A 26,768-nucleotide genomic window follows, 5' to 3' on the forward strand; every position below is an offset into this window, starting at 1 on the left:
CGCCGCCCGTCGGGCGCGGCCGCCGTGCTGGCGGGCGGTGTGTCAGGACGTCAGCGCGGGGAGCCGATCTCCCCCAGCAGCGCCTTGGCGTAGGAGGCGTGGACGGACTCCTCGTCGGAGGGATGGAAGAGCCCGGCGCGCACGTCGCGGGAGAGGCGCTCGAGCTCGCTGCTGCGGAAGTACTGGGCGCCGCCGCTGGCACGCAGCACCTGGTCGACCGCGGCGATCGCGGCCTCGGTGGCACGGGACTTCACCCCGGAGAAGTGCAGGAACCAGCGCGGCCCGTGGTCGCTCGTGCCCGGGCCGCTCTCCCCGGTCCCGAGCGCGTCGAGGTCGGCGAGGACCTTCTCGGCCTGCAGCACCGCGCCGTCGAGGCGGATCGCGGCGTCGGCGAGGCGCCACCGGATGTCGGGGTCGTCGGCGTGGACGATGCCCTTGGTGGCGTTGCGGCGGGTGGTCGCGATCGAGCCGCCCACCTCCACGGCGCGCTGCGCGACCCCGGTGTACACCGAGGCGATCAGCAGCTCGAAGGCGCCGAAGATCCCCATCACGAAGGGGTCGGTGTTCGGGCCGACGGGCGTGGTGGTCAGCACCCGCTCCGGCGTGACGGCCGCGCCGTCCAGACGCGTCGTGCGGGACTGGGAGGGGCGCATGCCGTGGGTGTCCCAGTCGTCGAGGGTCTCGACGTGCTCGTCGCGCTCGATCACCCCGAACACGAGCCGGGGGTCGTCCTCCCGCGCGACGGCGACCCGGCCGTGCACGACCAGGCGGTCCCAGACGGGGGCGAGGGAGGTGAAGATCTTGGTGCCGGTGAGGCGGAAGCCGTCGCCGTCGGGGACGGCGCGGGTGGCGGAGTCGAAGAGCATCGCGTCGTTGCCCGCCTCGGAGATCCCGAAGGCGAACAGCTTCTCCGCGGCGGCGTCCTCGAGGATGCTGCGCACGGGCTCCGCGCCGAGGCGGTGGGCGTGCAGCGCGGCGCCGGTGACGACGAGGTGCATGTTCATCGACAGCGCCGTGGCGGGGGCGGCGCCGGCCAGGCGGCGCTGGACGCGCGCGGCCTGCAGCAGGCTCCCGCCGAGTCCGCCGAGCTCGCGAGGGACCAGCAGGCGCAGGTATCCGCGCTCGCGCAGGTCGGCGAGGTCCTGCTCGGGGAAGGTGTTCTCCCGGTCGTGGACCACCGCGCGCTCGCGGAAGGTCGCGAGCAGGGAGTCGGGCAGCAGCTCCTCGGCGATGACGCTCATGGGTCCACGCTAGTCCAGGTCGCACACGGTGCGGGGCTCCGGGCCGGGTCCGTGCTCGTGCGGGGCGGTCCGGGCGCGCAGCGTCGCGACAACGGGGCGGTGGTCGGAGTCGGTGAGCGGACCGGTGGCGAGGTCCAGCACCTCCACCGCGCCCCGCACCCACAGCGAGTCGATGCGGCGCACGGGGACGCGCGCCGGGTGGGTCGGGCGCGCCGGGGAGCCCGTCAGCGCGGAGAGCACGGGCAGTTCCCGCAGGCCGCGCCCGGGTCCGCGCAGCGCGTCGGCCGCCTCCCGCCAGCCGGCGGCGGCGAGCGGTGCGAGCTCGGGGCGGTGCGGGGCGGCGTTGAGGTCGCCGAGCAGCACGGCCGGTCCGGTGATCCCCTCGGCGCGGCGGAGGATGCCGAGCACCTCCGCGGTGCGGTGCTGGGGCAGGTCGTTGTCCAGATGGGTGACCAACAGGTCGAGCACATCGCCGCCGCCGCGCGTCACCTGCGCGTGCAGCACCCCGCGGGGCTCGTGCCGCGCAGGAGCGCCCGGGTGCGCGGGGAGGGCGTGCATCACGGGACCCGTGAGCGCATGCGGGGCGAGCAGCGCGACCCCGTAGCGGCGGCGCGGGCCGTCGGGCCGGAGGGGCGGCAGGTCGAGCGCCGCCCCGAAGGCGACCTCCCAGCCCAGCAGCTCCGCGAGCCGGGAGGCCTGGTCCTCGTGCCCCGAGCGGGGCCCGTAGGCGACGTCCACCTCCTGCAGGCCGATCGCGTCGACCTGAAGTGCGGCGATCGTCCGGGCGGTGCGGGCGAGGTCCACCCGTCCGTCGCGGCCCAGACCGTGGCGGATGTTGAAGGTCGCGATGCGCCAGGGCGCGGGCCGCCCCGGGCCGTCCCCGCCGCCGCGCGGCACGGGCGGCGTGCTCACGCCGTCACCTCCGCGCTGCCGTGCTCAGGAGAGGCATCCCGGGCCCAGCAGGGCCTTCAGCGAGGCGTACAGCGCGGCCGACGGGGTGACCGCGAGGCGCTTGTCCAGCTGCATCAGGGTCGTGCGGCCGGGCTCCTGGAGCTTGACCCGCACCTCGGAGGAGCCGGGGTTGTCCTCGAGCACGCCGCGGAGGTCGCCGACCACCTTCTCGGTGGCGCGCAGGGCGGGCAGGGCGATGGTGACGGGGCCGTCGACCCCTCCCCCGGTCTCCGGGATCGTCATCTCCATGACCCGCAGCTCGGGCATGCCCTTGGAGGTGTCGACCCGGCCCTTCATCGAGACGACGAGGTCCTCGGCGAGCTCTGAGGCGACGGTCATGTAGGTCGAGGGGAACATCAGGCAGTCGATCGAGCCCTCGAGGTCCTCGACCGTGGCGATCGCCCACATGTCGCCCTTCTTGGTGGTCTTGCGCTGCAGGGTGGTGATCAGCCCCGCGATCGTGACCATCTCGCCGTCCTTGACGGCGCCGTCGTCGGCCAGCGAGCTGATGGAGGTGGAGGAGTTCTGGGCGATGACGTGCTCGAGCCCGTACAGGGGGTGGTCCGAGACGTACAGGCCCAGCATGTTGCGCTCGAAGGCGAGCAGCTCCTTGCGGTCCCACTCGGGCAGGTCCGGGATGGTCAGCGTCGCCGCGGAGCCGGAGGCCATCGCGTCCTCGCCCTCGCCGCCGCCCGCGCCGCCGAAGACGTCGGCGAAGAGGTCGTACTGGCCCTGGGCCTCCTTGCGCTTGACGTCGACGACCGAGTCGACGGCATCCTCGTGGATCAGCACGAGGGAGCGGCGGTTGTGGCCGAGGGAGTCGAAGGCGCCGCCCTTGATCAGCGACTCGATGGTCCGCTTGTTGCACACCGACAGCGGGACCTGGTCCAGGAAGTCGGTGAAGGAGGTGAAGGCGCCCTTCTCCTCCCGGGTGCGGATGATCTCCTCGACCACATTCGTGCCGACGTTGCGGATCGCGGAGAGTCCGAAGCGGATGTCGTCGCCGACGGCGGAGAAGTACAGGTCGGACTCGTTGACGTCCGGGGGCAGCACGGTGATGCCGCGGTGGCGGCAGTCGCCGAGGTAGAGGCCGAGCCGGTCGCGGTTCTCCTGGGTGGAGGTCAGCAGCGCGGCCATGTACTCCGTGGGGTGATTCGCCTTGAGATAGGCGGTCCAGTAGGAGACCACGCCGTAGGCGGCGGAGTGGGACTTGTTGAAGGCGTAGTCCGCGAAGGGCAGCAGCGTCTCCCACAGCGCCTGCACGGCGGCGTCGGAGTAGCCGTTGTCCTTCATGCCCGCCTCGAAGGAGACGTACTGCTTGTCCAGCTCCGCCTTCTTCTTCTTGCCCATGGCGCGACGGAGGATGTCCGCCTCGCCGAGCGAGTAGCCGGCGACCTTCTGCGCCGTCTGCATCACCTGCTCCTGGTAGACGAGCACGCCGTAGGTCTCGTCGAGGATCTCCGAGAGCGGCTCCTCGAGCTCCGGGTGGATCGGCGTGATCTCCTGCAGGCCGTTCTTGCGCAGCGCGTAGTTGGTGTGCGAGCCCATGCCCATCGGGCCCGGACGGTACAGCGCCGAGACGGCGGTGATGTCCCCGAACTGGTCGGGCTTCATCTGCCGCAGCAGGGTGCGCATGCCCGAGCCATCGAGCTGGAACACGCCCAAGGTGTCGCCGCGCTGGAGCAGCTCGTAGGTCGCCGGGTCGTCGAAGGGCAGGGTCTCCAGGTCCGGCGGGGTCTTCCCGTTGCGGGACATGTTCTCCACCGCGTCGGAGAGGACGGTGAGGTTCCGCAGCCCCAGGAAGTCCATCTTCAGCAGGCCGAGCGTCTCGCAGGTCGGGTACTCGAACTGGGTGATGATCTGACCGTCGGAGGGGCGGCGCATCATCGGGATGATGTCGGTGAGGGTGTGGCTGGACATGATGACCGCGCAGGCGTGCACGCCCCAGCCGCGGGTCAGGCCCTCCACGCCCTTGGCGATCTCGACGACCTTCTGGACGTCGGGGTCCTCGTCGTGCATGCGGCGGAACTCGGTCGCCTCCGCGTAGCGCTTGTTCTCGGGGTCGAAGATCCCGTTGATCGGGATGTCCTTGCCCATCACCGCCGGCGGCAGCGCCTTGGTGATCTTGTCCCCCATCGCGAACGGGTAGTCCAGGACGCGGGCGGCGTCCTTGATGGAGTTCTTCGTCTTCATGACGCCGTAGGTGACGACCTGGGAGACCTTGTCGTCGCCGTACTTCTGCTCGACGTACTCGATGACCTCGCCGCGGCGGCGATCATCGAAGTCGACGTCGAAGTCGGGCATGGAGACGCGGTCCGGGTTCAGGAACCGCTCGAAGAGCAGGCCGTGCTCGATCGGGTCGAGGTCGGTGATGCGCATGGCGTAGGCGACCATCGAGCCGGCGCCGGAGCCACGGCCGGGGCCGACGCGGATCCCCTGCTCCTTGGCCCACTTGATGTAGTCGGAGACGACCAGGAAGTAGCCGGGGAAGCCCATCTGGAGGATGATCCCGACCTCGTAGTCGGCGCGCTTCTGGACCTCGTCGGGGATGCCGGAGGGGTAGCGGTAGTGCAGGCCGTCCTGGACCTGCTTGACGAACCACGACTCCTCGTCCTCCCCGCCCGGGGTGGGGAAGTGCGGCATGTAGTTCGCGCCCTCAGAGGTGGTGGTGAAGGAGACGTCGCACATCTCGGCGATGCGCAGCGTGTTGTCGCAGGCCTCGGGGAACTCGCGGAACAGCTCCCGCATCTGCTGGGCGGACTTCAGGAAGTAGCCGGAGCCGCCGAACTTGAAGCGGTCGGGATCGTTCAGGCGCGAGCCGGAGTTGATGCACAGCAGCACGTCCTGGATGGTGGCGTCCTGCTCGGTGACGTAGTGGAGGTCGTTGGTCGCCACCAGCGGGGCGTTCACCGCCTTGGCGACCTCGAGCAGGTCCTTGGTCACGCGCTTCTCGATGTCGAGGCCGTGGTCCATCAGCTCGATGAAGTAGCTGTCCCTGCCGAACATGTCCTGGAACTCGCCGGCGGCCTTCACGGCCTCGTCGAACTGTCCCAGCCGCAGGCGGGTCTGCACCTCGCCGGAGGGGCAGCCGGAGGTGGCGATCAGGCCCGGCGCGTACTTCGAGAGGATCTCGCGGTCCATCCGCGGCCACTTGCCCATCTGCCCGTCGAGGGACGCGGCCGAGCCGAGGCGGAAGAGGTTGTGCATGCCCTCGGTCGACTTCGACAGCAGGGTCATGTGGGTGTAGGCGCCGCGGGCGGAGACGTCATCGCCCGCCGCCTGCTGCTCCTTGGTGCCCCACTGCACGCGGGTGCGGTCATGACGACTCGTCCCGGGAGTCACATAGGCCTCGATGCCGACGATGGGCTTGACCCCGGCGTCGGTCGCGGCCTTGTAGAACTCGTAGGCGCCGAAGAGATAGCCGTGGTCGGTGATCGCCACCGCCTGCTGGCCCTGGTTCACCGTCTCGGCGACCAGCTTGTCGATCTTCGCGGCGCCGTCCAGCAGCGAGTAATCGGTGTGGACGTGGAGATGGACGAAGTCATCGGAACCCGCAGAAGCCATGCCCACCAGCGTAGCCGCGAGGGCCGACGGGCGAGCGCTCAAGCGGGGGTCGGAGAGGTCACCCCGGCGCGTCCGGCGTGTCGGGAATCCGCCGACGCACCGGGGCGTTCAAGGGCGCTGCGCAGCGGGGTGCGGCCGACGGCGCCGAGGACGGCGTTCGCGACCCGGACGAGGTTCGCGGTGTCGGCGGGCTGGACGAAGTGCTTCTCCCCGGCATCGCCGTAGCAGAGGTGCATCCCGACCTCGACCTCCAGAGGGACGGCGTCCACGAGCGCAGCGAGCCGGGCGACGATCCCCTCGAGCACTCCCCCCGTCCACCAGCTCTACATGACCGCGCCGTAGCCGGAGGCGCCCTCGAGGATGCCCCTCTCGGAGGCGACGTCCCACTGGATCGCGAGGTCCTCGTGCGGGATCTCCTCGAGGATCTGCTCGAGCTCGCCCAGCAGCGCATCCGCGCAGCCGAGCGGTGGCAGTGCGATCTCGGCGGCCTCGACCCCGTCGGCGATCCGCAGCGGGCGGGCGTCGAGCCCGGCGCCGAAGGGGATCGGCTCCGCGCCCACGCGCTCGACGCCGTCGGCCTCGCCGAGCACGTCGGGCTGGAACATGATCCAGTGGAATCGCTTCCCGACCTCGCCGTCGGGGATCCGCCCGACGTGCGCGCCGAGGATCTCTACGGCGGTGCGCATGGTCTTCTCGGCGTCGTCGTAGTTCACGCTGCCCGTGAAGAGGGCGCCCCGTGGAGTCGTCATGGGGCCAGGTCACGGGCGTCCCGGCGCGGGCTCAGAGGTACTCCCATTCCTCCTGGATCGCGAGGTCCTCGAGCTCGCGGAGCATCAGGTCGAGGGGAGGGTTCTCCTCCCGGCGGCGGCGCAGGTGGCGCAGCAGCCCGAACCGCTCCAGGCGTCCGGCCTTCGCCACTATCCCGGCGAGGGCGGAACGGGGATCGTCGTCCGACAACGGCACCCGCCGTTCGGCGCCCCTGGACAGGGAGAGCCACTGCTCGAACCGTGCGCCGTCGGTCCAGGGCGCACCGGCCTCCCACTTCTCCGGATCCCGCCACGCCTCGATCTCGACCCCGTAGGTGTGCAGCAGGAGGTGGATGCCGGAGGCCTGGCGACGGTGCCCGCATCGTTGGAGCGCGGCGGCGAGGACGCCCAGGCAGAGGCCGGTGTGGGGGCTCGAGGACGTGCTGCCCAGTGAGGCGGCGAGCACCGCGAGCTTCAGGGCTTCCGCGGTCTCCCCGTCGTGCATCCGCCGACGCGCGAGCAGCCCAGCCATCAGCGCGGCAGCTGCGCTGCGGTCGAGGACGTCGTGCAGATGCAGGGCCCCGAGGACTCGCAGGCCGAGCACTTCGGGGAAGTCGGGGTGGTCGCGCAGGGGCGAGTGCGGGGAGATTCCGCGCGGCGCACCGAGCTCGGCGTCGAGCAGGGCATCGGCGAGCGCGGACGCCAGGTCCTCGAGCGCCGCCGCGACCGGAATCTCAGCCACATCTTCCTCGACCCCGTGCCCCGCGACCCGGCACTCCTCGAGCAGCTGGGCGATGGCCCTGTCTCCCACTTCCTCGACGAGGTCGAGGTAGTCGTCCTCCGCCGCCGTCCCGGAGGGCAGCGCGAGCGTGTCCGCGGTCGTCATGGGGATACGGTACGGACTCGGGCCGACGAGCCCGGCCTGCTGAGAGCTGGCGTGCTCAGCCGCGGCCGTCGTCCTCCGCCGCCTGCTCGCGCTGCATGTCGGCCATGAGCGAGTTCATGTAGTCGTGGACGTCCTCGAAGCTGAGGCGTCGCTCGTCGCGGCGCGGAGGGATCCCGCCGACGAAGGCGCCGCCGTGCCAGGCCAGGGAGTCGTCCGGCAGGGTCGGGTCGTCGTCGCGCCACAGGTCGATCGGGATCGCATGGGCGGCGAGGTCTCGGGCGATCTCGTCGGCGCGGGCCGGGTCCCCGGAGCGCTGCAGCACGGAGACCAGCAGGGACTGCGCGGCCCAGGCGAGGGCGTCGTCGTCGCTGCGCTCCCCCGGCTCGACCGACTCCTGCACGAGGGCGACGTAGCTCGCGGCGAGCTCGTCGGCCCCGTCCTCGTAGTGGTCCTTCGCCACGCGCAGAGCGACCTTCGGCACCAGGTCCCGCTCCTCCCACAGCACCGCCGCGCCGACGAGCGCCATGCCCACGCCGCTCGGGAAGTCGGGGTCCAGGGCGAGTTCGGAGCTCGGGGGCCGTCCGGCGCGGCGGTCGTCATCGGCGGCGAGGAACTCCTCGACGGAGCGTGCGAGTGCGGCGCGAACCCGCTCGTCGTCGCGCAGCGCGAGCTCGGCACCCTCGGGGTCGAGGCCCAGGCGGCGCGCGACGCGGGCGACGGGGAAGTCGGGGCGGGACAGGGCGGCATCCCGGGTGGGGGTCAGCGCTCCGGAGGTCTGCTCGTCGGTCATGCCTCGACGGTATCTCGTGGACCGCCGATGCCGGTGACGACGACACCCGGACCGCACAGAGGGCGCAGGAGCCGTGCGCCGCGCCCCGCCCTGCTCAGCGCTCCCTGAGCCGCTCGAGCGCCTGCTGGAGGTCGTCCGGGTAGGTGGAGGCGTAGGTGACCTCGCGCCCGCTGACCGGATGGGTGAAGGTCAGCTCCATCGCGTGCAGCCACTGTCGCACCAGGCCCACCTTCGTCGCGAGGGTCGGGTCCGCGCCGTAGAGCGGGTCGCCGACCAAGGGATGTCGCAGCGCGGCCATGTGCACGCGGATCTGGTGGGTGCGGCCGGTCTCCAGGCCCACACGCAGCAGGGTCGCGCCGCGCAGCTCCTCGAGGGTCTCGTAGTGGGTGACCGAGTGCTTGCCGTCCTCGCGCACCGCGAACTTGTAGTCGTGGCTCGGCGAGCGGCCGATGGGCGCGTCGATCGCGCCGGAGGGCTGATCGGGCGCCCCCTGGCACACCGCGTGGTACACCTTCCCCACCTCGCGGGCGCGGAAGGCGTCCTTCAGAGTGGTGTAGGCGCGCTCGGTGCGGGCGACGACCATGAGCCCGCTGGTCCCGACGTCCAGACGGGAGACGATCCCCTGCCGCTCGGGGTCGCCGCTGGTGCGGATCGAGACGCCGGCGGCGGCGAGATGGCCCAGCACCGTCGGCCCGGACCAGCCGGCGCTCGGATGCGCCGCGACGCCCACGGGCTTGTCGATCACGACGATGTCGTCGTCCTGGTGGATGAGGCTCATGCCCTCGGCGATCTGGGGCCGGACCTCGACGGCCGGCTTCTCGTCCGGCAGCTCGACGTCCACCATCGCTCCGGGCTCGAGACGGGTGGAGCGGGCGGGGACCTGGCCGTCGACCAGGACGTGCCCGGCCATGACGAGGTCGGCGGCGCGGGTGCGGGACAGGCCCAGCATGCGGGAGATGCCCACGTCCACGCGCTCCCCGGCGAGGCCGTCGGGGACCATCAGGGTGCGGGAGGCGCTCACTTCCCCGCCTCCGGGGATTCCTCCGCCGGGCCTCCCGTCGACGGCTCGGCGGCACGGGCCTGCTCCTGCTCGGCGCGGGTCTGCGCCTGCTCGGCCTCGGCCTGCTCCTGCGCGGCGCGGGCGGGATCGGCGTCGAGGCCGAACAGCCCGAGCGCGATCACCAGGATCGCCCCGCCCACCACGGCCATGTCGGCGACGTTGAAGACGGGCCAGTTCGGCAGCTCGAGGAAGTCGACGACCGCGCCGTGGAAGGGACCGGGGGCCCGCAGCAGGCGGTCGTGGATGTTGCCGAGCGCGCCGCCCATGATCAGACCGAGGGCGAGCGCGTACCAGGGCGAGCGGACCGAGCGGACCGCGAAGACGATCACGCCGATCACGATCGCGATCTGCAGGCAGGTGACCACCGGGGTGATCTCCGCGCCCATCCCCCAGGCCGCGCCGGTGTTGTACAGCAGGGTCAGCTGCAGCACCTCGCCGAGGAAGGGCTGGGGGTCGAGCTCGGGGAGGGTCGCCACCGCCCAGTTCTTCGTCACCTGGTCCGCGACCAGGAGCACGACCGCGAGCAGGCCGACGACGCCGAGGACGGCGGGGCGGCTCAGACGGCGACGAGCGCCGGACCTCTGCGGGCCGGCGCTCGTCGACGTGGGGTCAGGAGTGCTCACAGACCGAAGTTCGCCTGCTTGTCCTGCGTCTCGCTCGTGTCGAGCTCGCGCAGCTGGTTCTCCAGGTAGTTGCGCAGACGGTTGCGGTAGTCGCGCTCGAAGTTGCGCAGGCCCTCGATGGTCTTCTCGAGCTCTGACTTCTTCGCCTCCAGATCGGCCAGCGTGGTGCGGGACTTCTCCTCGGCCTCGCTGACGATGCGCTTGTGCTCCTCGTTCGCCTCGGTGATGAGGCGGTCGCGCTCGTCCTCGCCGTTCTTGACGTGCTCGTCGTGCAGGCGGTTGGCCAGGGCGATGATGCCGGCGGCGGACTGGTCCGGGGTCTGCGCCGCAGCGGCGGCGGGCTCCTCGGCGACGGCCGCGGGCTCCTCCTCGGCGACGACCTCCTCCGGAGCGGCCTCGTCCGCGGCAGCGTCGGCGGGCACCTCGGAGACGACGGTCTCCTCGTCCTGCTCCTCGGCCTCGACGGCGGGGGCGGCGGCCGCGGCAGGAGCACCGGACTCGAGCTCAGCGATGCGGTTGTGCGCCTCCTCGAGCTCCTTCTTCAGGCGCTCGTTCTCGGAGATCAGTTCCTTCAGGCGGGGTTCGACCTCGTTGTCGAGGAAGTTGTCGACCTCGTCCATGTCGTAACCCTCGGAGAACCGGACCGGGGTGAACCGCTGATTCATCAGGTCTTCGGGCATCAGAGCCATGGGTCACCTTTTCGTCATTCGTGAGTCGGTTTGCGCGGTGAGGCGCGGTGCGGACAGCCTAGCGGATCGGCGGCGGACCCCTGCATCGGGGCCGGGAGAATCGCGCACCTCACATCGCAGGGCCGTGGATCAGGCCGCGAGGCCGGCGAGGACGCGCAGCAGGATCCAACCCACGATCAGGAGGATCATCAGGGACAGGTCCAGGCTCACCGCGCCCAGCCGCAGCGGGGGGATCATTCGGCGCAAGAGCTTGACCGGGGGGTCCGTCAGCGTGAAGACCACCTCGAACAGCACCAGCACCAGTCCGGAGGGGCGGAACTCGCGGGCATAGCCCTGGATCCATTCGAGCACCAGGCGCGCCAGGAGCAGGAGCAGGTAGATCAGGACCGCGAGATAGAGGATCCCGGCGACGAGCTGCACGGGAGCCTCAGCTCTGGTTGTAGAAGCTGCCCTCGTCGGCCGAGGAGTCCCCGTCGACCTGGACGAACTCCGGCGACAGCAGGAACACCTTGGAGGTGACGCGCTCGATCGTGCCGCGCAGGCCGAAGACGAGGCCGGCGGAGAAGTCGACCATGCGCTTGGCGTCGCCGTCCTGCATGTCCGAGAGGTTCATGATCACCGGCACGCCGTCGCGGAAGGACTCGCCGATCGCCTTGGCGTCGTTGTACGACCGCGGATGGATCGTGGTGATGCGCTGCATCGACTCCTCCACTGCCGGGGCCATCGCGACCACGTTCGAGTGCTGACGGATCGGGGTCACCTGGGCCTCCCGTTCGGTGGTGGGCTCGGGCGCCCGCTCGGTGCGGCGGGACGGAGCAGGCTGCTCCTCGCGGTACCGCTCGTCCTCGTAGTACTCGTCGTCGACCTCGTTGGCGAGGCCGAGTGCGACCATGGCGTTGCGCCAGGTTCCCATCGCAGATCTCCCAGTCGTTGTTCGCGCTGACCTGGGCCCCGGGGAAGCACGGGGAGTGCGCGGGAGCCCGTTGACTCGAAAGTACAGCAGGCGATTCGAGACGACAGGGACGTCGTCGGCGTGTCGTGCGCGTGTCGCGGCGTGACGTGCACGTCGTGACGTGCGGGCCGCCCAGGTCCCGGGCGGGGCGGCGGAGCCCGACCGGGATCGCCCGGGCCCGGCTCAGCCCCTGCGCAGCACCCCGGCGAAGCGACCCGTGACGGCGCTGCGGCGGTAGGAGAAGAAGCGCTCGTCCTCGAGGGTGCAGGGATGCTCGGCGTCGATCGCCTCGGCAGGGACGCCGGCGTCCTGCAGCACGCAGACCGCCCCCGCCCGCAGATCCAGCGCCGGGGTCCCCCAGCGCGTCCTCGAGGCGGTCGCGGGCAGGAGGGCCGCGGCGTCCCCGCGCATCTGCTCCGGCACCTCGTAGCAGGCACCGCAGATCGACGGGCCGATGCTCGCGGTCACGTCCGCGGGGCGGGCGCCGAGGGCGGCCATCTCCGAGAGGGTCGCCTCGAGCACGCCGTCCAGCAGGCCGCGGCGCCCGGCGTGGGCGACGGCGACGACCCCGGCGACCGGGTCGGAGAGCAGCACGGGCAGGCAGTCGGCGACCATGATCGCGAGCGCCACGTCGGTGCGATCGGTGACGATCGCGTCGGCGCGCACGACGGGTCCCGGCTCCCCCGCGGGCCCCGTGCCCCGCCCGGGCTCGGCGTCCTGTGCGGGCAGCACGTGCACATCGGCGGAGTGGACCTGCTCGACGAAGACCAGCGGCGCACCGATCTCCGCGGCCACCCGCGCCCGATTCTCCTCGACGGCCCGTGCGTCGTCGCCGACGTGGCGGGCGAGGTTGAGGCCGGCGTGCTCGCCCGTGCTGACTCCTCCGGCACGGCCCGTGAACAGGGCACGGGCCCCGCGGATCCGCGGGGCCCGTGCGCTGAGGGGGCTCGTCACTTCAGGAAGGACGGCAGGTCGAGGTCGTCGTCGTCCGCCGGGGGCTCCTCGATGTGCGGCGGGCGGGTGGGCTCGGGGGCCCGGGGCGCCGGCTGGGGGGCGACGTTCTGAGCCTGGCCCGCGTCCTCGACGTCCGCAGCGTCCAGCGCCTCGGTCTCGGGCTCGGGGGCGCTGGGCCGCGACGGGGAGAAGGCCTGCTGCGGCAGGCCCCAGGCGCCCGGGGAGGCGGCGGCCGCGCCGGCGCCCTGGCCGGGGCGCTGCTCGGAGGAGGCGGGACGCTGCTGCACGGCGGGCCGCTGCTGCACCGCGGGGCGCTGGGCGGGCTGCTCGGTGCGGGCGGCGGGGCGCTGCTGCGGGGTGAGGTCCTGGCGCGGCTGGGGACCGCCGCCCTCGAAGCCCGCGGCGATCACGGTCACGCGCACCTCGTCGCCGAGGGCGTCGTCGATGACGGAGCCGAAGATGATGTTCGCATCCGGGTGCGCGGCCTCCTGGACGAGGCGCGCGGCCTCGGAGACCTCGTACAGGCCGAGGTCGCTGCCGCCCTGGATGGAGAGCAGCACGCCGTAGGCCCCGTCGATCGAGGCCTCGAGCAGCGGGCTGGAGACCGCGAGCTCCGCGGCCTGCAGCGCGCGGTCGTCGCCGCGGGCCGAGCCGATGCCCATCAGGGCGCTGCCCGCCCCCTGCATCACGGACTTCACGTCCGCGAAGTCGAGGTTGATCAGGCCCGGGGTGGTGATCAGGTCCGTGATGCCCTGGACGCCGGAGAGCAGGACCTGGTCCGCGCTCTTGAAGGCGTCGAGCATCGAGACCTGCTTGTCCGCGATGGAGAGCAGGCGGTCGTTGGGGATCACGATGAGGGTGTCGACCTCGGCCTGGAGCGCGGCGATGCCGGACTCGGCCTGGGTCGAGCGGCGGCGGCCCTCGAAGGTGAAGGGGCGGGTGACCACGCCGATGGTCAGGGCGCCGAGGCTGCGGGCGATCTTCGCGACGACGGGCGCGCCGCCCGTGCCGGTGCCGCCGCCCTCACCGGCGGTCACGAAGACCATGTCGGCCCCGCGCAGGACCTCCTCGATCTCCTCGGCATGGTCCTCGGCGGCCTTCTTGCCCACCTCGGGGTCGGCGCCGGCGCCGAGACCACGGGTGATCTCCTTGCCGACGTCGAGCTTGACGTCGGCGTCGGACATGAGGAGTGCCTGGGCGTCGGTGTTGATCGCGATGAACTCGACGCCCTTGAGCCCGGACTCGATCATGCGGTTGACGGCGTTGACACCTCCGCCGCCGACGCCGACGACCTTGATGACTGCGAGGGAGATCTGGGTTCCGGCCACGTTTGGTCCTTGCTCTTGGCTCTTGTAGGTCTTCCTGGAGAAGGGCCTGGATCGCGCCTGGTCGCGACCGCTCCTCAACCCTGGACCTCTACTTGAGGTTCGGACTTCGGGGCGCCTCTCCCTTCCCTCGACGCTAAGGAGGAGTGCACGCGCACGCAAACACCGAGGGCGCGTGTCGGGCGCGAGCCGGGCCAATGTCACCGTCCGGTCCGCCCGATCCGTCGGACTGCGGGGTGTCCGCCCGCCCGTCCCCGTCCCGCTCCCGGCGCACGGGGGCCGGCGTCGCAGCGGAGGAGATCAGCGGGTGACGGGTGCGACCGGGGAGGAGACGTCGATGGTCGTGCCGGGTCGGCCCAGCAGCGCCTGCACCACCTCGGCCTTGAGCTCTGCATCATGCGCGTCGCCCCAGACGACCGTCTTGGTGCCGCCGTCCTCGAGGGTGAGGACGAGGGTGACGTCGCTGGTGCTGGAGGCGGAGACCTCCCGGACCGCGCCGCGCAGCGGATCGGGCAGGGAGGCGAGCACCTCGCTCATGGTCGCGGCCGCGCCCTCGGGGTCGGCGGCGCCGCCCTGGACGGTCATCGGCACCAGGGTCGCGCCCTCGCCGGCCGCGGCCGGGAGCTCCTCCCCCGCGGCGTCGACCACGGCGGTGCTGCCGTCGGCGCGGGTGAGCTGCGCGACCGGGGCCGCCTCGGTGACGGTGACGGTCATGCCGTCGGGCCAGACCCGGTCGACCTCGGCGGTGGCGACGCCCGGCACCTCGGCGGCTCGGTCGGCGATGTCGCGGGTGGGCAGCAGCAGCACGCTGTCGCCGCTGTGGGAGGCGACGGCCTCGCGCACGTCCTCCTCGGCGACGTACCCGGTTCCCTCGACGGTGATGTCGCGGACCTGCAGGGCCGGGAGCATCACGACGGTGGCGAGGGCGGCGACGAGCACGAGCAGCGTCACGAGGGTGCCGGCGATGATCGCGCGCCGACGCCGGCGCCACGGGCGTCCCGCGACGAGCTCGCGGAAGCGGTCCGCGGCCTGGACGATGCGGCCGCCGCCCGGCTCCTCCTCCTGCGCGCGGGGCGGGGCGAGCGGAGCCTCGGGCTCGACGGCTGGCCGTCCGAGGCTGCGTCCCCGGCCGCGGGACGCGCCCGGAGCCGGGGACGGCGAGGCCGCCGAGTGGGCCGAGGGAGCCGAGTGTGCGCTGCGGGCCGACGGCTCCGGAGCGGCGCTCCGGCCGGTCGGCGCGGCGCGGCCAGGCTGCGCGGCGCGGCCAGGCTGCGGGGTGCGACCGGACTGCGGGGTGCGGCCCGACCGTGCGGTCCGCGACGGACCCCCGGCGGAGCCGGTCCCTTCCGCGGGGCGGGGACGGGCCTCGCGGGCGGAGCGCCGTTCGGCGGACTGCTCGGGGCGCTCCGCGGGCGGCGTCGGGCGGACCGTGCCGGGGCGCGGTCGGGGCGTGGTGGGGCGGCGTGCCATCAGGCGCGGTCCCGGGGGTCCGCCTCGAGCGCGGCGAGCAGCGCCGGGGTCGTCTCGACGATGTCTCCGGCGCCCAGCATCAGCAGCAGGTCGCCGGGGCGGGCCGCGGCCGGGACCAGGTCGAGGACCTGCGCGTCGGCGTCGAGGGCGACCACGGCCTCGCCCGCGTGGCCGGTGATCGTCCGGGCGGTGGTGGCGGGGTCGGGATCCTCGCGGGCGGCGTAGACGGGCATCACCCAGGCGAGGTCCGCGGCCTCGAGCGCGGCGGCGAAGTCCGCGGCGAAGTCGCGGGTGCGGGAGAAGAGGTGGGGCTGGAAGACGGCGAGGACGCGGCCCGGCACCTCCTGCGCCTCGACGATCCCGCGGGCGGCGTCCAGGGTCGCGGCGACCTCGCGGGGGTGGTGGGCGTAGTCGTCCACGACGGTCACTCCCCCGGCGGCGCCCGCCACGTCGAAGCGGCGGGAGGCGCCGGTGAAGGTGCCCAGGCCCGCGGCGAGGCGGGCGGGGTCCAGGGACGGGTCCGCGGCGGCGGTCGCGGCGAGGGCGCCGACGGCGTTGAGGACGTTGTGGTGGCCGGTGACGGCGAGGGACAGGGTCAGCGGGCCGGCGGGGCCCTCGATCTCGACCTCGGCGCCGCGGGCCCCGCTGCGCTCGGCGCGCAGCGTCCACGCGGTGCCCTCGGCGGTGCCGTAGCCCTGGACGGCGACGCCCCGGGCCCGGGCCCTCTCGCCGAGGGCGGCGGCGCCGGGGTCGTCCTCGCAGACGACGAGGGTGCCGCCCGGTCGCAGCCGGTCCACGAGCGCGTCGAAGGCGGCGGTCAGGGTCTCGGCGTCGCCGTGGAAGTCGAGGTGGTCGGGCTCGAGGTTGGTGACGACGATCGAGAGCGGGGCGAAGGCGAGGAAGGAGCCGTCGGACTCGTCGGCCTCCACGACGGCGGGGCTGTCCGGGCCGCTGCCGCCGGGCTGCTTCCCGAAGCCGGCGTTGCGGCCCAGATCGGGCACGGCCGCGCCGAGCGCCCAGGCCGGGTCCTGCCCGGCGCCGCGCAGCGCGGCGACGGCCATGCCGGTGGTGGTGGTCTTGCCGTGGGTGCCGGCGACGGCGATCAGGTCCCGCTCCCCGAGCAGGCCCGCCAGCGCCGCGGCGCGGTGGATCACCGGGATGCCGCGCTCGTGGGCAGCGGCGACCTCGGGGTTGTCGGCGCGCACGGCGGTCGAGACGATGACGAGGTCGCAGTCCTCGGCGAGCAGCGCGGCATCGAAGCCGATCCCGATCCGGGCGCCGGCCTCGCGCAGCGGGGCGATGAACTGGCCGTCCTGGGAGTCCGACCCGCTCACGGCGAGCCCGGCCTCGAGGGCGAGCCGCGCCACGGCGCTCATGCCGGCGCCGCCGATCCGCACCACGTGCACCGAGCGGATGCTCTCCCCCGCCGGCCAGTCCGGCCGGGTGATCACGTCGCCGGGGCGCAGGATCGTGCGGGGTGCGGGGCCGTGCGGGGAGGCGGGAGTCATGGGGTCACGGTATCCGTGCGCTCGGCGCTGCCGGGTCAGGCTCGGCGTGCGACGCCGATCACGACGTCGGCCATCACCTCGGCCGCGTCCGTGATGCCGAAGGCGCGGGCGGCCTCGGCCATCTCACCGCGCCGCTGGTCGTCCAGCAGGAGAGGCAGCACCTCGCTGCGCAGGTGCTGCGCGTCGAGCTCGGCGTCGGGGACCATCAGCGCGCCTCCGGCGGCGACGACCTCCTCCCCGTTCAGCGCCTGCTCGCCGTTGCCGATCGGGAGCGGGACCAGTACGGCGGGCAGCCCGACCGCCGTCAGCTCGCTGACGGTGCCGGCGCCCGAGCGGGTGAGGGCGAGATCGGAGGCCGCATAGGCGTCCTCCATGGCGGAGACGTACTCCAGCACCCGGTAGCCGTCCCTCTCGACGAGACCGTCGGCCTTGCCGCGGCCGGTGACGTGGAGGATCTGCGCGCCGGCGGCGGTGAAGGCCTCGGCGGCCTCGCCGACGGCGGCGTTCAGACGCTGGGCGCCGAGGGAGCCGCCGGTGGCCAGCAGCACGGGACGGGACGGGTCCAGCCCGTAGCCGGCGACGGCCTCCGCGCGGCGGGCGGTGCGGTCGAGGTGGGCGATCTCCTCGCGCATGGGCATGCCGATGCGGCGGGCGCCGGGGAGGGTGGAGCCCTCGAAGGCGGTGAGCACGGCGGCGGCGCGGCGGGCGCCGAGGCGGTTGGCGAGCCCCGGGCGACGGTTCGCCTCGTGGATCACGACGGGCAGGCGCTGGGCGGCCGCGGCGAGATAGGCCGGCGGGCAGACGTAGCCGCCGTAGCCGGCGACCACGTCGATCCGTCGCTCGCGCAGGAGGGTGCGTACGGCCTTCAGCGTGCCGGCGAAGCGACCGGGGAAGCGCAGCGCGGCTCCGTTCGGGCGGCGCGGGAAGGGGACCTTCTCGATGGTGACGAGCTCGAGCCCGGCGGCGGGGACGAGGTCCGTCTCGAGCCCCTGGGCGGTGCCGAGCACGATGATCTCGGACTCGGGGCTGCGGCGGCTGATCTGCGCGGCGGTGGCCAGCAGCGGCGAGACGTGTCCGGCGCTGCCGCCTCCGGCCAGGAGGATGCGGGGCGGGGTGGGGGTCATCGGGTCCTCCGGGAGGGACTGGAGGCGCCGCGGCGGCGGCGCGAGGCGGAGCGTCCCGAGCGCGAGGAGCGCCCGGCCTTCGCGGCGCGACCGGCGTTCCCGCGGCGTCCGGCCTTCGCGGGGCGGGCGGCAGGGGCGTTGTCGCGCGGGGCGGGCTGGACGCTGACGGAGCGGCGCACCGCCCCGAAGCGGGCGCTGATCGCCTCCTGCGCACCGGGCTCGCGCCGGGCGAAGGAGAGCAGCAGTCCGAGCGCGGTCATCGAGGCGAGCAGGGCCGAGCCGCCCGAGGAGATGAACGGCAGGGGCACGCCGATCACGGGCAGCAGCCCGGTGACCACCATCATGTTCACGACGGCCTGGCCGAGCAGCCAGGCGCTGATGCCCGCGACGGTGATCTGCATGAAGTGATCCTCGAGCCGGGTGATCATGCGGAACATGATCAGGGCGAGCGCGGTGAACAGCGCGAGCACGCCGAGGGTGCCGATCAGGCCGAGCTCCTCGCCGATGATCGCGAAGATGTAGTCGTCCTGGGCGGCGGGCAGTCGTCCCCACTTCTGCCGCGACTCCCCGAGACCGACGCCCCACCAGCCGCCCTCGGCCAGGCCCATCAGGCCCTGGTCCGACTGGTAGCAGGAGTCGCCCTCGCAGATCCCGTGGATCCAGTTCGTGATGCGAGCCATGCGGTTGGCGCTGGTGACGGTGAGGAAGATGATCCCGATGACCCCTGCGGCGCCGGCGAGGGCGAACCACCGACGCGGGATGCCGGCCACCCACATCGCTCCGGCGACCAGCATGGCCATGATCATCATGGTCCCGAGGTCATGCCCGAGCATCACGAGACCGAGTGCCAGGAGAGCGCCGGGAACCAGCGGGAACAGCAGATGCGCGGGGCGGTGGAGCAGCGGCCGCTTGACCGACAGCAGCGCCCCGAGCCACACGGCGAGGGCGAGCTTGAGGAACTCCGAGGGCTGCAGCGTCTGACCGCCGATCATGATCCAGTTCTGGTTGCCGTCGACCGCGACGCCGAGTCCGGGGACGAAGACGAGGCACTGCAGCAGGAGCCCGAGGCCCAGCAGCGGCCAGGCGGCGCGCCGGTAGAAGCCAGGCGGCAGCACCGCGGCGATGATCAGCAGCACGAGCCCCATCCCGGCGAAGGTCCCCTGGCGGACCAGCCCGGCGTAGCCGGAGTTGCCGCGGGAGATGTTCAGGACCGCGGAGGAGGACAGCACCATCACCAGGCCGATGCCGACCAGCATCGCGCCGACGACGATCAGGCCGTAGAAGTCCAGCGCCGGGGAGCGCAGCCAGCTGCCGACGCCCTCGCGGACGCGGCCGGAGATGTTCCCCAGGGGCTGGTCCTCGTCGGGCCGGACGACGGAGGTGGAGCGGTCCGCGGGCCGGGTGCCGGAGGCGGACGGGCGGGAGTCGGTGCTGCGACGTGCGTCGCGCCGGGTGTCCTCCATCGTCATGCGTGCTCTCCTGGCAGTCGGGTCACGGCCGCGGCGAACAGATCCCCCGTTCCGCGTAGTCACGGAACTGGTCGATGGAGGCGGCGGCCGGGGCCAGCAGCACCACGTCCCCTGCGACGGCGAGGGAGCGGGCGGCATGCACCGCGTCCTCCATCAACCGGGTGCGCGCGGCGACGTCGTCAGTCTCGCCCGGATCGATGCGCCGGACGGGGACCTCGGGGGCGTGTCGGCTGAGCGCCTCGGTGAAGGGCGCGGGGTCCAGGCCCAGCAGCACGACGCCGACCAGGCGGTCCGCGGCGGCGGCGACGAGCGGGCCGAGATCGGCGCCCTTGACGTCGCCGCCGGCGATCCAGACCACGCGCTCGGCCGCCTGGAGGGAGGCCGCGGCGGCGGCGGGGTTGGTGGCCTTGGTGTCGTCGACGAAGCCGATGCCGTCGACGGTGGCGAGGTGCTGGGCGCGGTGGGCGCCCATGCGGTAGGCGCGCAGGCCGTCGCGGACGGCATGGGCCGGGACGCCGTGCGCGCGGGCGAGCGCGGCCGCGGCGAGGGCGTCCAGGAGCACGTGGGGGCCGGCGCCCTGGGGGCCCAGGTGGGCGAGGTCGGCGAGGGTGGCGAGCTCGGCGGCGGAGCTGCGGCGCTCGGGGTGGAAGGCGCGGTCGACGAGGATGCCGTCGATGATCCCGAGCTCGGACAGTCCCGGGGCACCCAGCGAGATGCCGACGGCGCGGGCGCCCTCGACGACGTCCGCCTCCTCGACCAGGTGCAGGGTGGTCTCATCGGCGGTGTTGAAGACGCAGGCGGTGCGGACGCCCTCGAAGATGCGTCCCTTGGCGCGGGCGTACTCCTCGGCGCCGCCGTGCCAGTCGAGGTGGTCGGCGCTCACGTTCAGCACCACCGCGGCCTCGCAGTCCAGGTGCTCGGTCCAGTGCAGCTGGAAGCTGGACAGCTCCAGCGCGAGCACGTCGAAGCCCTCGGGGTCCAGGGCCGCCTCGATCACGGGCAGGCCCACGTTCCCGCAGGCGACGGCGCGCAGGCCCGCGGCGCGCAGGATCGACTCGAGCATGGTGACGGTCGTGGTCTTGCCGTTGGTGCCGGTGATGCCGAGCCAGGCGGGGCCGTCGGCGGGCTGCATGCGGCGGGCGAGCTCGACCTCGCTCCACACGGGGATGCCGCGGGCGGCCGCGGCGGCGAGCAGGGGCTGGTCGGGGCGCCAGCCGGGCGACGTGACCACGAGGTCGATCTCGCGGTCCTCGGGCAGGGCGCGGGTGTGCTCGGCGCCGAGGCGGAACTCCACCCCGAGCACCTCGAGGATCTGGGCGCGCTCGCGGATCTCGGGGGTGTCCGCCCCGTCGACGACGAGCACGCGGGCGCCGCGCTGCATGGTCTGGTCGGCGATCGCGTAGCCGGAGACGCCGAAGCCGGTGACGAGGATCCGCAGCCCGGCCACGTCCATCCCCGGCCAGGGACGCTCCTCGGCGGGGAGGGAGGGGGCGCCGCCCGCCGGGGCGGTCATGAGGCGAGCCTCGGCAGGGCGTCGAGGTAGAACAGGCCCAGGCCCACGCCGGCGAGGATCCCGGCGACGATCCAGAAGCGGACCACGATGGTGACCTCGTTCCAGCCCTTGAGCTCGAAGTGGTGCTGCAGGGGCGCCATCCTGAACACGCGCTTGCCGGTCAGCTTGAAGCTCGTGACCTGGATGATCACGGACAGGGAGATGACCACGAAGAGGCCGCCGATGATCGCGCCGAGGATCTCGGTGCGGGTGACGATGGTCAGGCCGGCGATCGCGCCGCCGAGGGCGAGGGAGCCGGTGTCGCCCATGAAGATCTTCGCGGGCGAGGTGTTCCACCACAGGAAGCCGACGCAGGCGCCGATGATCGCCGCGCACAGCACCGCGATGTCCAGCGGGTCGCGGGTGTCGTAGCAGTGCACCAGTCCCCCGGCGTCGAGGTCGACGCTGCACACCTGCCGCCACTGCCAGAAGCTGATGATCAGGTAGGCGGCGGTGAACAGGATGGTCGCGCCGCTGGCGAGGCCGTCGAGCCCGTCTGTGAGGTTCACGCCGTTGGACCAGGCGGCGACCAGGAAGTTCGCCCAGATCGCGAACAGCAGGAAGCCGACGACCGAGCCGAGGAAGGCGAGGTCGAGCCAGGGGATGTCGCGGACGAAGGAGATGTGCGTGGAGGCGGGAGCGTTGCCGTTCTCGTCGGGGAACAGCAGCGCCATCACGGCGAAGCCGGTCGCGACCAGGAACTGGCCCACCAGCTTGTAGCGGGGGCGCAGGCCCGTGGAGTCCTGCTGGGAGATCTTGAGGTAGTCGTCGAGGAAGCCGACGACGCCGAGGCCCACCATCAGGAAGAGCACCAGCACCACGGAGACGCTCGGCGAGGTCCACAGCACGATGTGGGTGAGGAAGTAGGCCAGGACCACCGCGAGGATGATCGCGACGCCGCCCATGGTGGGCGTGCCGCGCTTGGTCGCGTGGGAGGTGGGGCCGTCGTCGCGGACGAACTGTCCGTAGCCGCGGCGCTCGAGCACCTTGATGAACAGCGGCGTCCCGAAGATGGACATGGCCAGGGCGAGCGCCCCCGCGATGATGATCGCGATCATGCATCGTCTCCCGTCTGGTCGGTCCCGGCGTGCCGGTCGAGCGCCTCCACGAGCGGCTGGGCGAGCCAGCGCAGGCCCGCGTCGCGGGAGGACTTCAGCAGCACCGCGTCACCGGGACGCACGGCCCGTTCTAGCACAGCGAGCGCCTCGTCCACGGTGTCGACGTACTCGGACTCCCCGCCGAAGCTGCCCTCGAGGCTCGCCCCGTGATGGATCGGTGCCGCGCCGTCGCCGACGACGTAGAGCTGGGAGATGTTCAGCCGCACCGCGAGGCGGCCGATCTCGTCGTGGAGCCGCGCCGCGTCCGGGCCGAGCTCGAGCATCTCGCCGAGCACGGCGATGGTGCGGCGGGTGCGGCCGAGGTGCGCGAGGGTCTTCAGCGCGTGTCGCATCGAGTCGGGGTTGGCGTTGTAGGCGTCGTTGATGACGAGCGCGCCACCGGCCTCGAGGACCTCCATGCGGTGGCCGGAGGCGAGCGTCGCCCCGTCGAGCGAGGCGGCCGCCGCCGCGGGGTCGACGCCCGCGGCCAGCGCCCCGGCGAGGGCCGCCAGCACGTTCGCGGCCTGGTGATCGCCGAGCAGGTCGGGGCGGACGGGGAAGGTGCCGGAGGGGATCGGGGTGCCGTCGAGGGCGGTCAGCCCGTCGGGGACGACGAGGTCGAAGCCGATGCGGGCACGGTCGTCCAGGGTGAGGTCGGTGCCGCGCACCGTCCCCTCGTGGAAGCCCCAGGTGAGGACCGGGGCGGCGGAGCGCTCGGCCATCCCGGCGACGAGCCGGTCCTCGGCGTTCAGGATCGCGCGGCCTCCGGGGGCGAGCGCCTCGACCAGCTCGCCCTTGGCCGTCGCGATCGCCTCGACGCTGCCGAACTCGCCGAGATGCGCGGAGCCGACGTTCAGGACGAGCGAGATGTCGGGACGTGCGATGGCGGTGAGCTGCGCGATGTGGCCGATGCCGCGCGCCCCCATCTCCAGCACGAGGAAGCGGGTGGATGCGGTCAGGCGCAGCACGGTCAGCGGCAGGCCGAGCTCGTTGTTGAACGTGCCGGCGGGGGCGATGGTCTCCCCGGCGGGGGTGAGGATCGTGCCGAGCAGGTCCTTGGTGCCGGTCTTGCCGGCGCTGCCGGTGACGGCGAGGACGACGAGCTCGGGGTTCTCGGTGCGGGCGCGCTCGAGCTGGGCGCGGGCGAGATCGGACAGGGCGGTGCGCACGTCGGCGACCTGGACGGCGGGCACGCCGCGGTCCTCGGTGACGAGCGCGGCGGCGGCGCCGGCGGTGCGGGCGGCCTCGAGGTAGTCGTGGCCGTCGACGTGCTCGCCGGGGAAGGCGGCGAACAGGTCGCCGGGGGCCGCCTCGCGGGAGTCGATGCGTGCGGTGCCGGTGACGGTCTCGTCACCGGTCGCGCCGCCCACGAGGGACCCGCCGGTGATCTCGGCGATCTCCCGTGTCGTGATCTGGAGCATGCTCAGCGTCCTTCGTCCATGTCGTCGGCATCGACCCGTCGGGGCGTCGACCGTGCCGTGTGCAGCGCGTCGCGCAGCCGGAGGCGGTCGTCGAACGGATGGACGATACCCCCGATCTGCTGGCCCGTCTCGGCTCCCTTGCCCGCCACTAGGATGGTGTCGGACACGTCGGCCAGGGAGGCGGCCAGCTCGATCGCGGCGCCGCGCCCGTCCACCTCGTGCACCTGTGCGTTCGTGTCCTCGGGAATGCCGGCGAGGACCTCGGCGCGGATGCTCGCGGGTTCCTCGGTGCGGGGGTTGTCGTCCGTGACGATGACCACGTCGGCGAGGCGGGCGGCGACCTCGCCCATCCGGGGCCGTTTGGTGCGGTCGCGGTCACCGCCGGCGCCCATGACGACCACGAGGCGGCGCGTGCCGGGCACGGCGCGCAGTGTGGTCAGGGCCTGCTCGAGGGCGTCGGCGGTGTGGGAGTAGTCCACGATCCCGCGCACCCCGTCGTCGGCGACGAGCTCCATCCGGCCGGGGACGATGCCCTCGGTCGCGAGGGCCTCCACGACCTCCGGGCCGGAGTGCCCGATCTCGGCGAGCAGCAGCTCCGCGGCGAGGGTGTTGGCGACGTAGTGGCGGCCGGGCAGCGCGGCGTGCAGGGTGCGCTCCCCGTCGGGGCCGTGCACAGTGACGGTGCTGCCGTAGCCCTCGGAGCGCGCGGCGACGGCGCGATGGTCCGCCTCGACGCCGGGCAGGGTCGCGTAGGTGGTGACGGGGATCGTCGCCTCGCGGGCGAGGCGACGGCCCCACTCGTCGTCCACGCAGACGATCCCGCGCCGGGCGTGCCCGGGGGTGAACAGCAGGCGCTTGGCCCTGTAGTACTCCTCCATCGTGCCGTGGAAGTCGAGGTGGTCCTGGGTGAGGTTGGTGAAGCAGGCGACGTCGAAGACCACCTCGTCGGCGCGGTGGAGGACGAGCGCGTGGCTGGAGACCTCCATCGAGGCGACGGCGACCTCGTCCTCGGCCATGCGGGCGAGGATCCCGTGCAGCTCTGGCGCCTCGGGGGTGGTGCGCACGGTCGCGACCGTGTGGTCCGCGCCGCGGGCGTCGCGGTAGCTGGTGCCGCTGGTGCCGATCACCCCGGCGGGGACGCCGAGGGCGAGCAGCGTGCGCGTGATCGCGGTGGTGATCGAGGTCTTGCCGTTGGTGCCGGTCACGCCGACGGTCGCGAGGCGCTCCGCGGGCCGGCCCTGGACCAGGGCGGCGGCGGTCGCGGTGGCGGCACGGGGGTCGGGGACGACGAGGGCGGGCAGGCCCGCCTCGGCGCAGAGCGCGCTGCCGTCCTCGTCGGTCAGGGCGAGGGCGGCGCCCCGCTCGACGGCCTGGGCGGCGAACCGGGCGCCGTGGGTGACCTGGCCGGGCAGCGCGCTCCACAGGTCGCCGGGCTCCACGGAGCGGGAGTCGAGGGTGACGCCGGTCAGGCGCAGGGCGTCGTCACCGTGGTCGTGCGGCGCGGCGCCCAGGGCGGAGGCGAGCTCGGCGACGCTCGCGCCGCGGGGGCGGCGCGGGCGGGCTGGCTCGTGCTGGGGCACAGGGGTCTCGCTCATCGGTGTCCTCACCACTCGTTCTCGAGCTGACGGGCGGGCACGCCCGTCGGGGCAATGCCCTGGTTCTGGAGGGCGAAGGTGGTCAGCTCGGAGAACGCCGGCGCGGCCGCCGTCGAGCCGGAGATGAACGTGTTCAGTCCGAAGAGGAACACGCCGATGACGATCTCGGGGTCGTCCGCCGGGGCGAAGCCGATGAACGAGGCGGTGTAGGTGCCGTCGGGGACCTGGGCGGTGCCGGTCTTGCCGCCGACCGCGTAGCCGCTCACCGCGGCGCTCGAGGTCTCGTCGTCCACGGCGTTGTCCATCAGCGCCTGCATCGTGGCCGCGGTCTCGCTCGAGACGACACGGGTGCTCTCGGGCTCGCCGAGGGGGCGCACCGAGCCGTCGGCCTCCTTGACACCGGAGATCAGCGAGGGCTGGACGCGCACGCCGTCGTTCGCGAAGGTGCCGACGGCGGAGACCATCTGCAGGGCGTTGACGCTGTAACCCTGGCCGAAGGAGGTGGTGTAGCGGGTGCGGCCGGTCCAGTCCGAGGCGGGGTGGACGATGCCGGCGGACTCGCCGGGCAGCTCCACGCCGGTCTTCTCCCCCAGCCCGAAGGCGAGGAGGTAGTCGTGGCGCACCTCGGGGGTGAGCGTCTCCGAGATCTGCACGGTGCCGACGTTGGAGCTGTTCTTCAGCACACCGGCGAGGGTGAGGCGCTGGTCGGGATGGCTGTGGGAGTCCTTGATGCGCTCACCCTCGAAGTACTTCTCGTAGGGGACGTCGTACTGGGACTCGAGCGTGACGGTGCCCTCCTCGATCGCGGCGGCGATGGTGAAGAGCTTGCCGGTGGAGCCCGGTTCGAAGACGCTCGAGATCGCGCGGTTGCCGAGGTCCTCAGCATCGGCGTCGCCCGGCGAGTTCGGGTCGTAGGTCGGGGACTCCGCCAGCGCCAGCACCTCGCCGGTGCGGGCGTTGTAGGCCACGGCGCTGCCGCCGGTGGCGCCCCACTGCTCGACGGAGCTGGCGATGACCTGCTGCGCCTTCCACTGCAGGTCGCGATCGATGGTGAGCACCACGTCGCTGCCATCGACGGCGGGGGTCGTCTCCTGCTTGCCGGTGGGGATGATCTGCCCCTGGGCGCCGCGCTCGTAGGTGGTCTTGCCGTCGGTGCCGGCGAGCTCGTCGTCGAAGGAGAGCTCGGTGCCGGCCAGGGCCGTGCCGTCGGCGCCGACGAAGCCGAGCACGTTGCCCGCCACGGAGCCGGCGGGGTAGATCCGATCGGCGACCGGGTCCGCGCCGATGCCGGGGATGCCCAGGGCGATCGCGGCGTCCCGCACGGCGGGCTCCACGTTCTTGCGGAGGTACGCGAAGCCGGCCTCGCCGGTCAGCGCCTCCTCGGTCTCGCTCACGCTCCAGCCGAGCACCGGCGCGAGCTCCCGCGCTGCGGCCTCCACGCCGGTGACCTCGGCGGTCTTCGAGTTCGCGAGGTAGTCGTCGACCTGGGTCTGGTTGACCCAGAGGTCGTAGCGCTGCACGGAGCTGGCCAGCACTGTGCCGTCGCGGTCGGTGATGTCGCCGCGCAGCGCGGGGATCGACCGGGTGACGGTGCGCTGGGCGATCGCCTCCTCGGCCCGGGCGCTCGCGTCCAGTCCCTGCACCCAGACCAGGCGGCCGGAGAGGGCGAGCACGGCGACCAGGACCAGGCTTATCAGGAGGCGGTGGCGGGTGGAGGGGTCACCCACGCGCGCCCGCGGGAGCCGGATCGC

At 73.1% G+C, this 26,768-nt stretch carries 22 protein-coding genes and 1 pseudogene; all 23 read right to left on the reverse strand.

What is annotated here, in order from left to right; all coding sequences use genetic code 11:
* Positions 1 to 50 precede the first annotated feature (50 nt).
* Entirely contained in the window at positions 51 to 1,241 is a 1,191-nt protein-coding gene (locus RBL05_RS05230; RefSeq protein ID WP_308740377.1) for an acyl-CoA dehydrogenase family protein, read from the reverse strand.
* Between the two features lie 9 nt (positions 1,242 to 1,250).
* Positions 1,251 to 2,153 (reverse strand): endonuclease/exonuclease/phosphatase family protein, encoded by a 903-nt coding sequence (locus RBL05_RS05235; RefSeq protein WP_308740376.1) that lies wholly within the window; start codon positions 2,151 to 2,153, stop codon positions 1,251 to 1,253.
* Between the two features lie 24 nt (positions 2,154 to 2,177).
* Positions 2,178 to 5,756 carry a DNA polymerase III subunit alpha gene (dnaE, locus tag RBL05_RS05240; RefSeq protein WP_318604135.1) on the reverse strand — a complete coding sequence of 1,193 codons (3,579 nt, stop codon included), beginning with the start codon at positions 5,754 to 5,756 and terminating at the stop codon, positions 2,178 to 2,180.
* 38 nt (positions 5,757 to 5,794) lie between these two features.
* On the reverse strand, positions 5,795 to 6,061 hold the full coding sequence (locus RBL05_RS05245; protein ID WP_308740374.1) for a hypothetical protein: 267 nt from the start codon (positions 6,059 to 6,061) through the stop codon (positions 5,795 to 5,797).
* Positions 6,062 to 6,079: 18 nt separating this feature from the next.
* Positions 6,080 to 6,505 carry a hypothetical protein gene (locus tag RBL05_RS05250; protein ID WP_308740373.1) on the reverse strand — a complete coding sequence of 142 codons (426 nt, stop codon included), beginning with the start codon at positions 6,503 to 6,505 and terminating at the stop codon, positions 6,080 to 6,082.
* A gap of 31 nt (positions 6,506 to 6,536) precedes the next feature.
* Positions 6,537 to 7,388 carry a hypothetical protein gene (locus RBL05_RS05255; RefSeq protein WP_308740372.1) on the reverse strand — a complete coding sequence of 284 codons (852 nt, stop codon included), beginning with the start codon at positions 7,386 to 7,388 and terminating at the stop codon, positions 6,537 to 6,539.
* 55 nt (positions 7,389 to 7,443) lie between these two features.
* Entirely contained in the window at positions 7,444 to 8,178 is a 735-nt protein-coding gene (locus RBL05_RS05260) for a hypothetical protein (protein ID WP_308740371.1), read from the reverse strand.
* 94 nt (positions 8,179 to 8,272) lie between these two features.
* Positions 8,273 to 9,199 carry an RluA family pseudouridine synthase gene (locus RBL05_RS05265; protein ID WP_308740370.1) on the reverse strand — a complete coding sequence of 309 codons (927 nt, stop codon included), beginning with the start codon at positions 9,197 to 9,199 and terminating at the stop codon, positions 8,273 to 8,275.
* Positions 9,196 to 9,861: a signal peptidase II gene (gene lspA / locus RBL05_RS05270; protein ID WP_308740369.1), complete on the reverse strand. Its 666-nt coding sequence runs from the start codon at positions 9,859 to 9,861 to the stop codon at positions 9,196 to 9,198. The genes RBL05_RS05265 and lspA overlap by 4 nt, the downstream gene beginning before the upstream one ends.
* Positions 9,858 to 10,550 carry a DivIVA domain-containing protein gene (locus RBL05_RS05275; RefSeq protein WP_308740368.1) on the reverse strand — a complete coding sequence of 231 codons (693 nt, stop codon included), beginning with the start codon at positions 10,548 to 10,550 and terminating at the stop codon, positions 9,858 to 9,860. The genes lspA and RBL05_RS05275 overlap by 4 nt, the downstream gene beginning before the upstream one ends.
* A 129-nt stretch (positions 10,551 to 10,679) precedes the next feature.
* Positions 10,680 to 10,970, reverse strand: coding sequence for a YggT family protein (locus tag RBL05_RS05280; protein WP_308740367.1), 291 nt, complete (start codon positions 10,968 to 10,970; stop codon positions 10,680 to 10,682).
* Between the two features lie 7 nt (positions 10,971 to 10,977).
* Entirely contained in the window at positions 10,978 to 11,463 is a 486-nt protein-coding gene (locus tag RBL05_RS05285; protein WP_263312214.1) for a cell division protein SepF, read from the reverse strand.
* Between the two features lie 222 nt (positions 11,464 to 11,685).
* Complete coding sequence (gene pgeF, locus RBL05_RS05290) at positions 11,686 to 12,456, reverse strand: peptidoglycan editing factor PgeF (protein ID WP_308740366.1); 771 nt, start codon at positions 12,454 to 12,456, stop codon at positions 11,686 to 11,688.
* Positions 12,453 to 13,784, reverse strand: coding sequence for a cell division protein FtsZ (ftsZ, locus tag RBL05_RS05295; RefSeq protein WP_308740365.1), 1,332 nt, complete (start codon positions 13,782 to 13,784; stop codon positions 12,453 to 12,455). The genes pgeF and ftsZ overlap by 4 nt, the downstream gene beginning before the upstream one ends.
* Positions 13,785 to 14,081: 297 nt before the next feature.
* Positions 14,082 to 15,251, reverse strand: a complete 1,170-nt coding sequence (locus RBL05_RS05300; protein ID WP_318604136.1) for a cell division protein FtsQ/DivIB — start codon at positions 15,249 to 15,251, stop codon at positions 14,082 to 14,084.
* Positions 15,251 to 16,759 (reverse strand): UDP-N-acetylmuramate--L-alanine ligase, encoded by a 1,509-nt coding sequence (gene murC / locus RBL05_RS05305; RefSeq protein ID WP_308740363.1) that lies wholly within the window; start codon positions 16,757 to 16,759, stop codon positions 15,251 to 15,253. The genes RBL05_RS05300 and murC overlap by 1 nt, the downstream gene beginning before the upstream one ends.
* Positions 16,760 to 16,794: 35 nt before the next feature.
* The gene (gene murG / locus RBL05_RS05310; RefSeq protein ID WP_308740362.1) at positions 16,795 to 17,883 is read right to left on the reverse strand and encodes an undecaprenyldiphospho-muramoylpentapeptide beta-N-acetylglucosaminyltransferase; all 1,089 of its coding nucleotides are present in this window, start codon (positions 17,881 to 17,883) and stop codon (positions 16,795 to 16,797) included.
* Positions 17,880 to 19,352 carry a putative lipid II flippase FtsW gene (gene ftsW, locus RBL05_RS05315; protein ID WP_308740361.1) on the reverse strand — a complete coding sequence of 491 codons (1,473 nt, stop codon included), beginning with the start codon at positions 19,350 to 19,352 and terminating at the stop codon, positions 17,880 to 17,882. The genes murG and ftsW overlap by 4 nt, the downstream gene beginning before the upstream one ends.
* Positions 19,349 to 20,865: pseudogene (murD, locus tag RBL05_RS05320) on the reverse strand (UDP-N-acetylmuramoyl-L-alanine--D-glutamate ligase). The gene ftsW and the pseudogene murD overlap by 4 nt, the downstream one beginning before the upstream one ends.
* Entirely contained in the window at positions 20,862 to 21,962 is a 1,101-nt protein-coding gene (mraY, locus tag RBL05_RS05325; RefSeq protein WP_308740359.1) for a phospho-N-acetylmuramoyl-pentapeptide-transferase, read from the reverse strand. The pseudogene murD and the gene mraY overlap by 4 nt, the downstream one beginning before the upstream one ends.
* Entirely contained in the window at positions 21,959 to 23,422 is a 1,464-nt protein-coding gene (locus RBL05_RS05330) for a UDP-N-acetylmuramoyl-tripeptide--D-alanyl-D-alanine ligase (RefSeq protein ID WP_308740358.1), read from the reverse strand. The genes mraY and RBL05_RS05330 overlap by 4 nt, the downstream gene beginning before the upstream one ends.
* A gap of 2 nt (positions 23,423 to 23,424) precedes the next feature.
* On the reverse strand, positions 23,425 to 25,017 hold the full coding sequence (locus tag RBL05_RS05335; RefSeq protein ID WP_308740357.1) for a UDP-N-acetylmuramoyl-L-alanyl-D-glutamate--2,6-diaminopimelate ligase: 1,593 nt from the start codon (positions 25,015 to 25,017) through the stop codon (positions 23,425 to 23,427).
* An 8-nt stretch (positions 25,018 to 25,025) separates the two neighbouring features.
* Complete coding sequence (locus RBL05_RS05340) at positions 25,026 to 26,744, reverse strand: peptidoglycan D,D-transpeptidase FtsI family protein (protein WP_308740356.1); 1,719 nt, start codon at positions 26,742 to 26,744, stop codon at positions 25,026 to 25,028.
* Between the last annotated feature and the right edge of the window lie 24 nt (positions 26,745 to 26,768).

The sequence above is a fragment of the Brachybacterium sp. GU-2 genome, from assembly GCF_030866705.2.
GTDB lineage: Bacteria > Actinomycetota > Actinomycetes > Actinomycetales > Dermabacteraceae > Brachybacterium > Brachybacterium conglomeratum.

Bases quoted from the DNA above. Each gene is read 5' to 3' on its own strand.
- RBL05_RS05335 (WP_308740357.1), bottom strand. From the start codon at position 25,017: ATGAGCGAGACCCCTGTGCCCCAGCACGAGCCAGCCCGCCCGCGCCGC.
- murC (WP_308740363.1), bottom strand. From the start codon at position 16,759: ATGACTCCCGCCTCCCCGCACGGCCCCGCACCCCGCACGATCCTGCGC.
- RBL05_RS05330 (WP_308740358.1), bottom strand. From the start codon at position 23,422: ATGCTCCAGATCACGACACGGGAGATCGCCGAGATCACCGGCGGGTCC.
- RBL05_RS05255 (WP_308740372.1), bottom strand. From the start codon at position 7,388: ATGACGACCGCGGACACGCTCGCGCTGCCCTCCGGGACGGCGGCGGAG.
- RBL05_RS05230 (WP_308740377.1), bottom strand. From the start codon at position 1,241: ATGAGCGTCATCGCCGAGGAGCTGCTGCCCGACTCCCTGCTCGCGACC.
- RBL05_RS05300 (WP_318604136.1), bottom strand. From the start codon at position 15,251: ATGGCACGCCGCCCCACCACGCCCCGACCGCGCCCCGGCACGGTCCGC.
- mraY (WP_308740359.1), bottom strand. From the start codon at position 21,962: ATGATCGCGATCATCATCGCGGGGGCGCTCGCCCTGGCCATGTCCATC.
- ftsW (WP_308740361.1), bottom strand. From the start codon at position 19,352: ATGACGATGGAGGACACCCGGCGCGACGCACGTCGCAGCACCGACTCC.
- RBL05_RS05250 (WP_308740373.1), bottom strand. From the start codon at position 6,505: ATGACGACTCCACGGGGCGCCCTCTTCACGGGCAGCGTGAACTACGAC.
- dnaE (WP_318604135.1), bottom strand. From the start codon at position 5,756: ATGGCTTCTGCGGGTTCCGATGACTTCGTCCATCTCCACGTCCACACC.
- murG (WP_308740362.1), bottom strand. From the start codon at position 17,883: ATGACCCCCACCCCGCCCCGCATCCTCCTGGCCGGAGGCGGCAGCGCC.
- RBL05_RS05275 (WP_308740368.1), bottom strand. From the start codon at position 10,550: ATGGCTCTGATGCCCGAAGACCTGATGAATCAGCGGTTCACCCCGGTC.
- RBL05_RS05285 (WP_263312214.1), bottom strand. From the start codon at position 11,463: ATGGGAACCTGGCGCAACGCCATGGTCGCACTCGGCCTCGCCAACGAG.
- RBL05_RS05260 (WP_308740371.1), bottom strand. From the start codon at position 8,178: ATGACCGACGAGCAGACCTCCGGAGCGCTGACCCCCACCCGGGATGCC.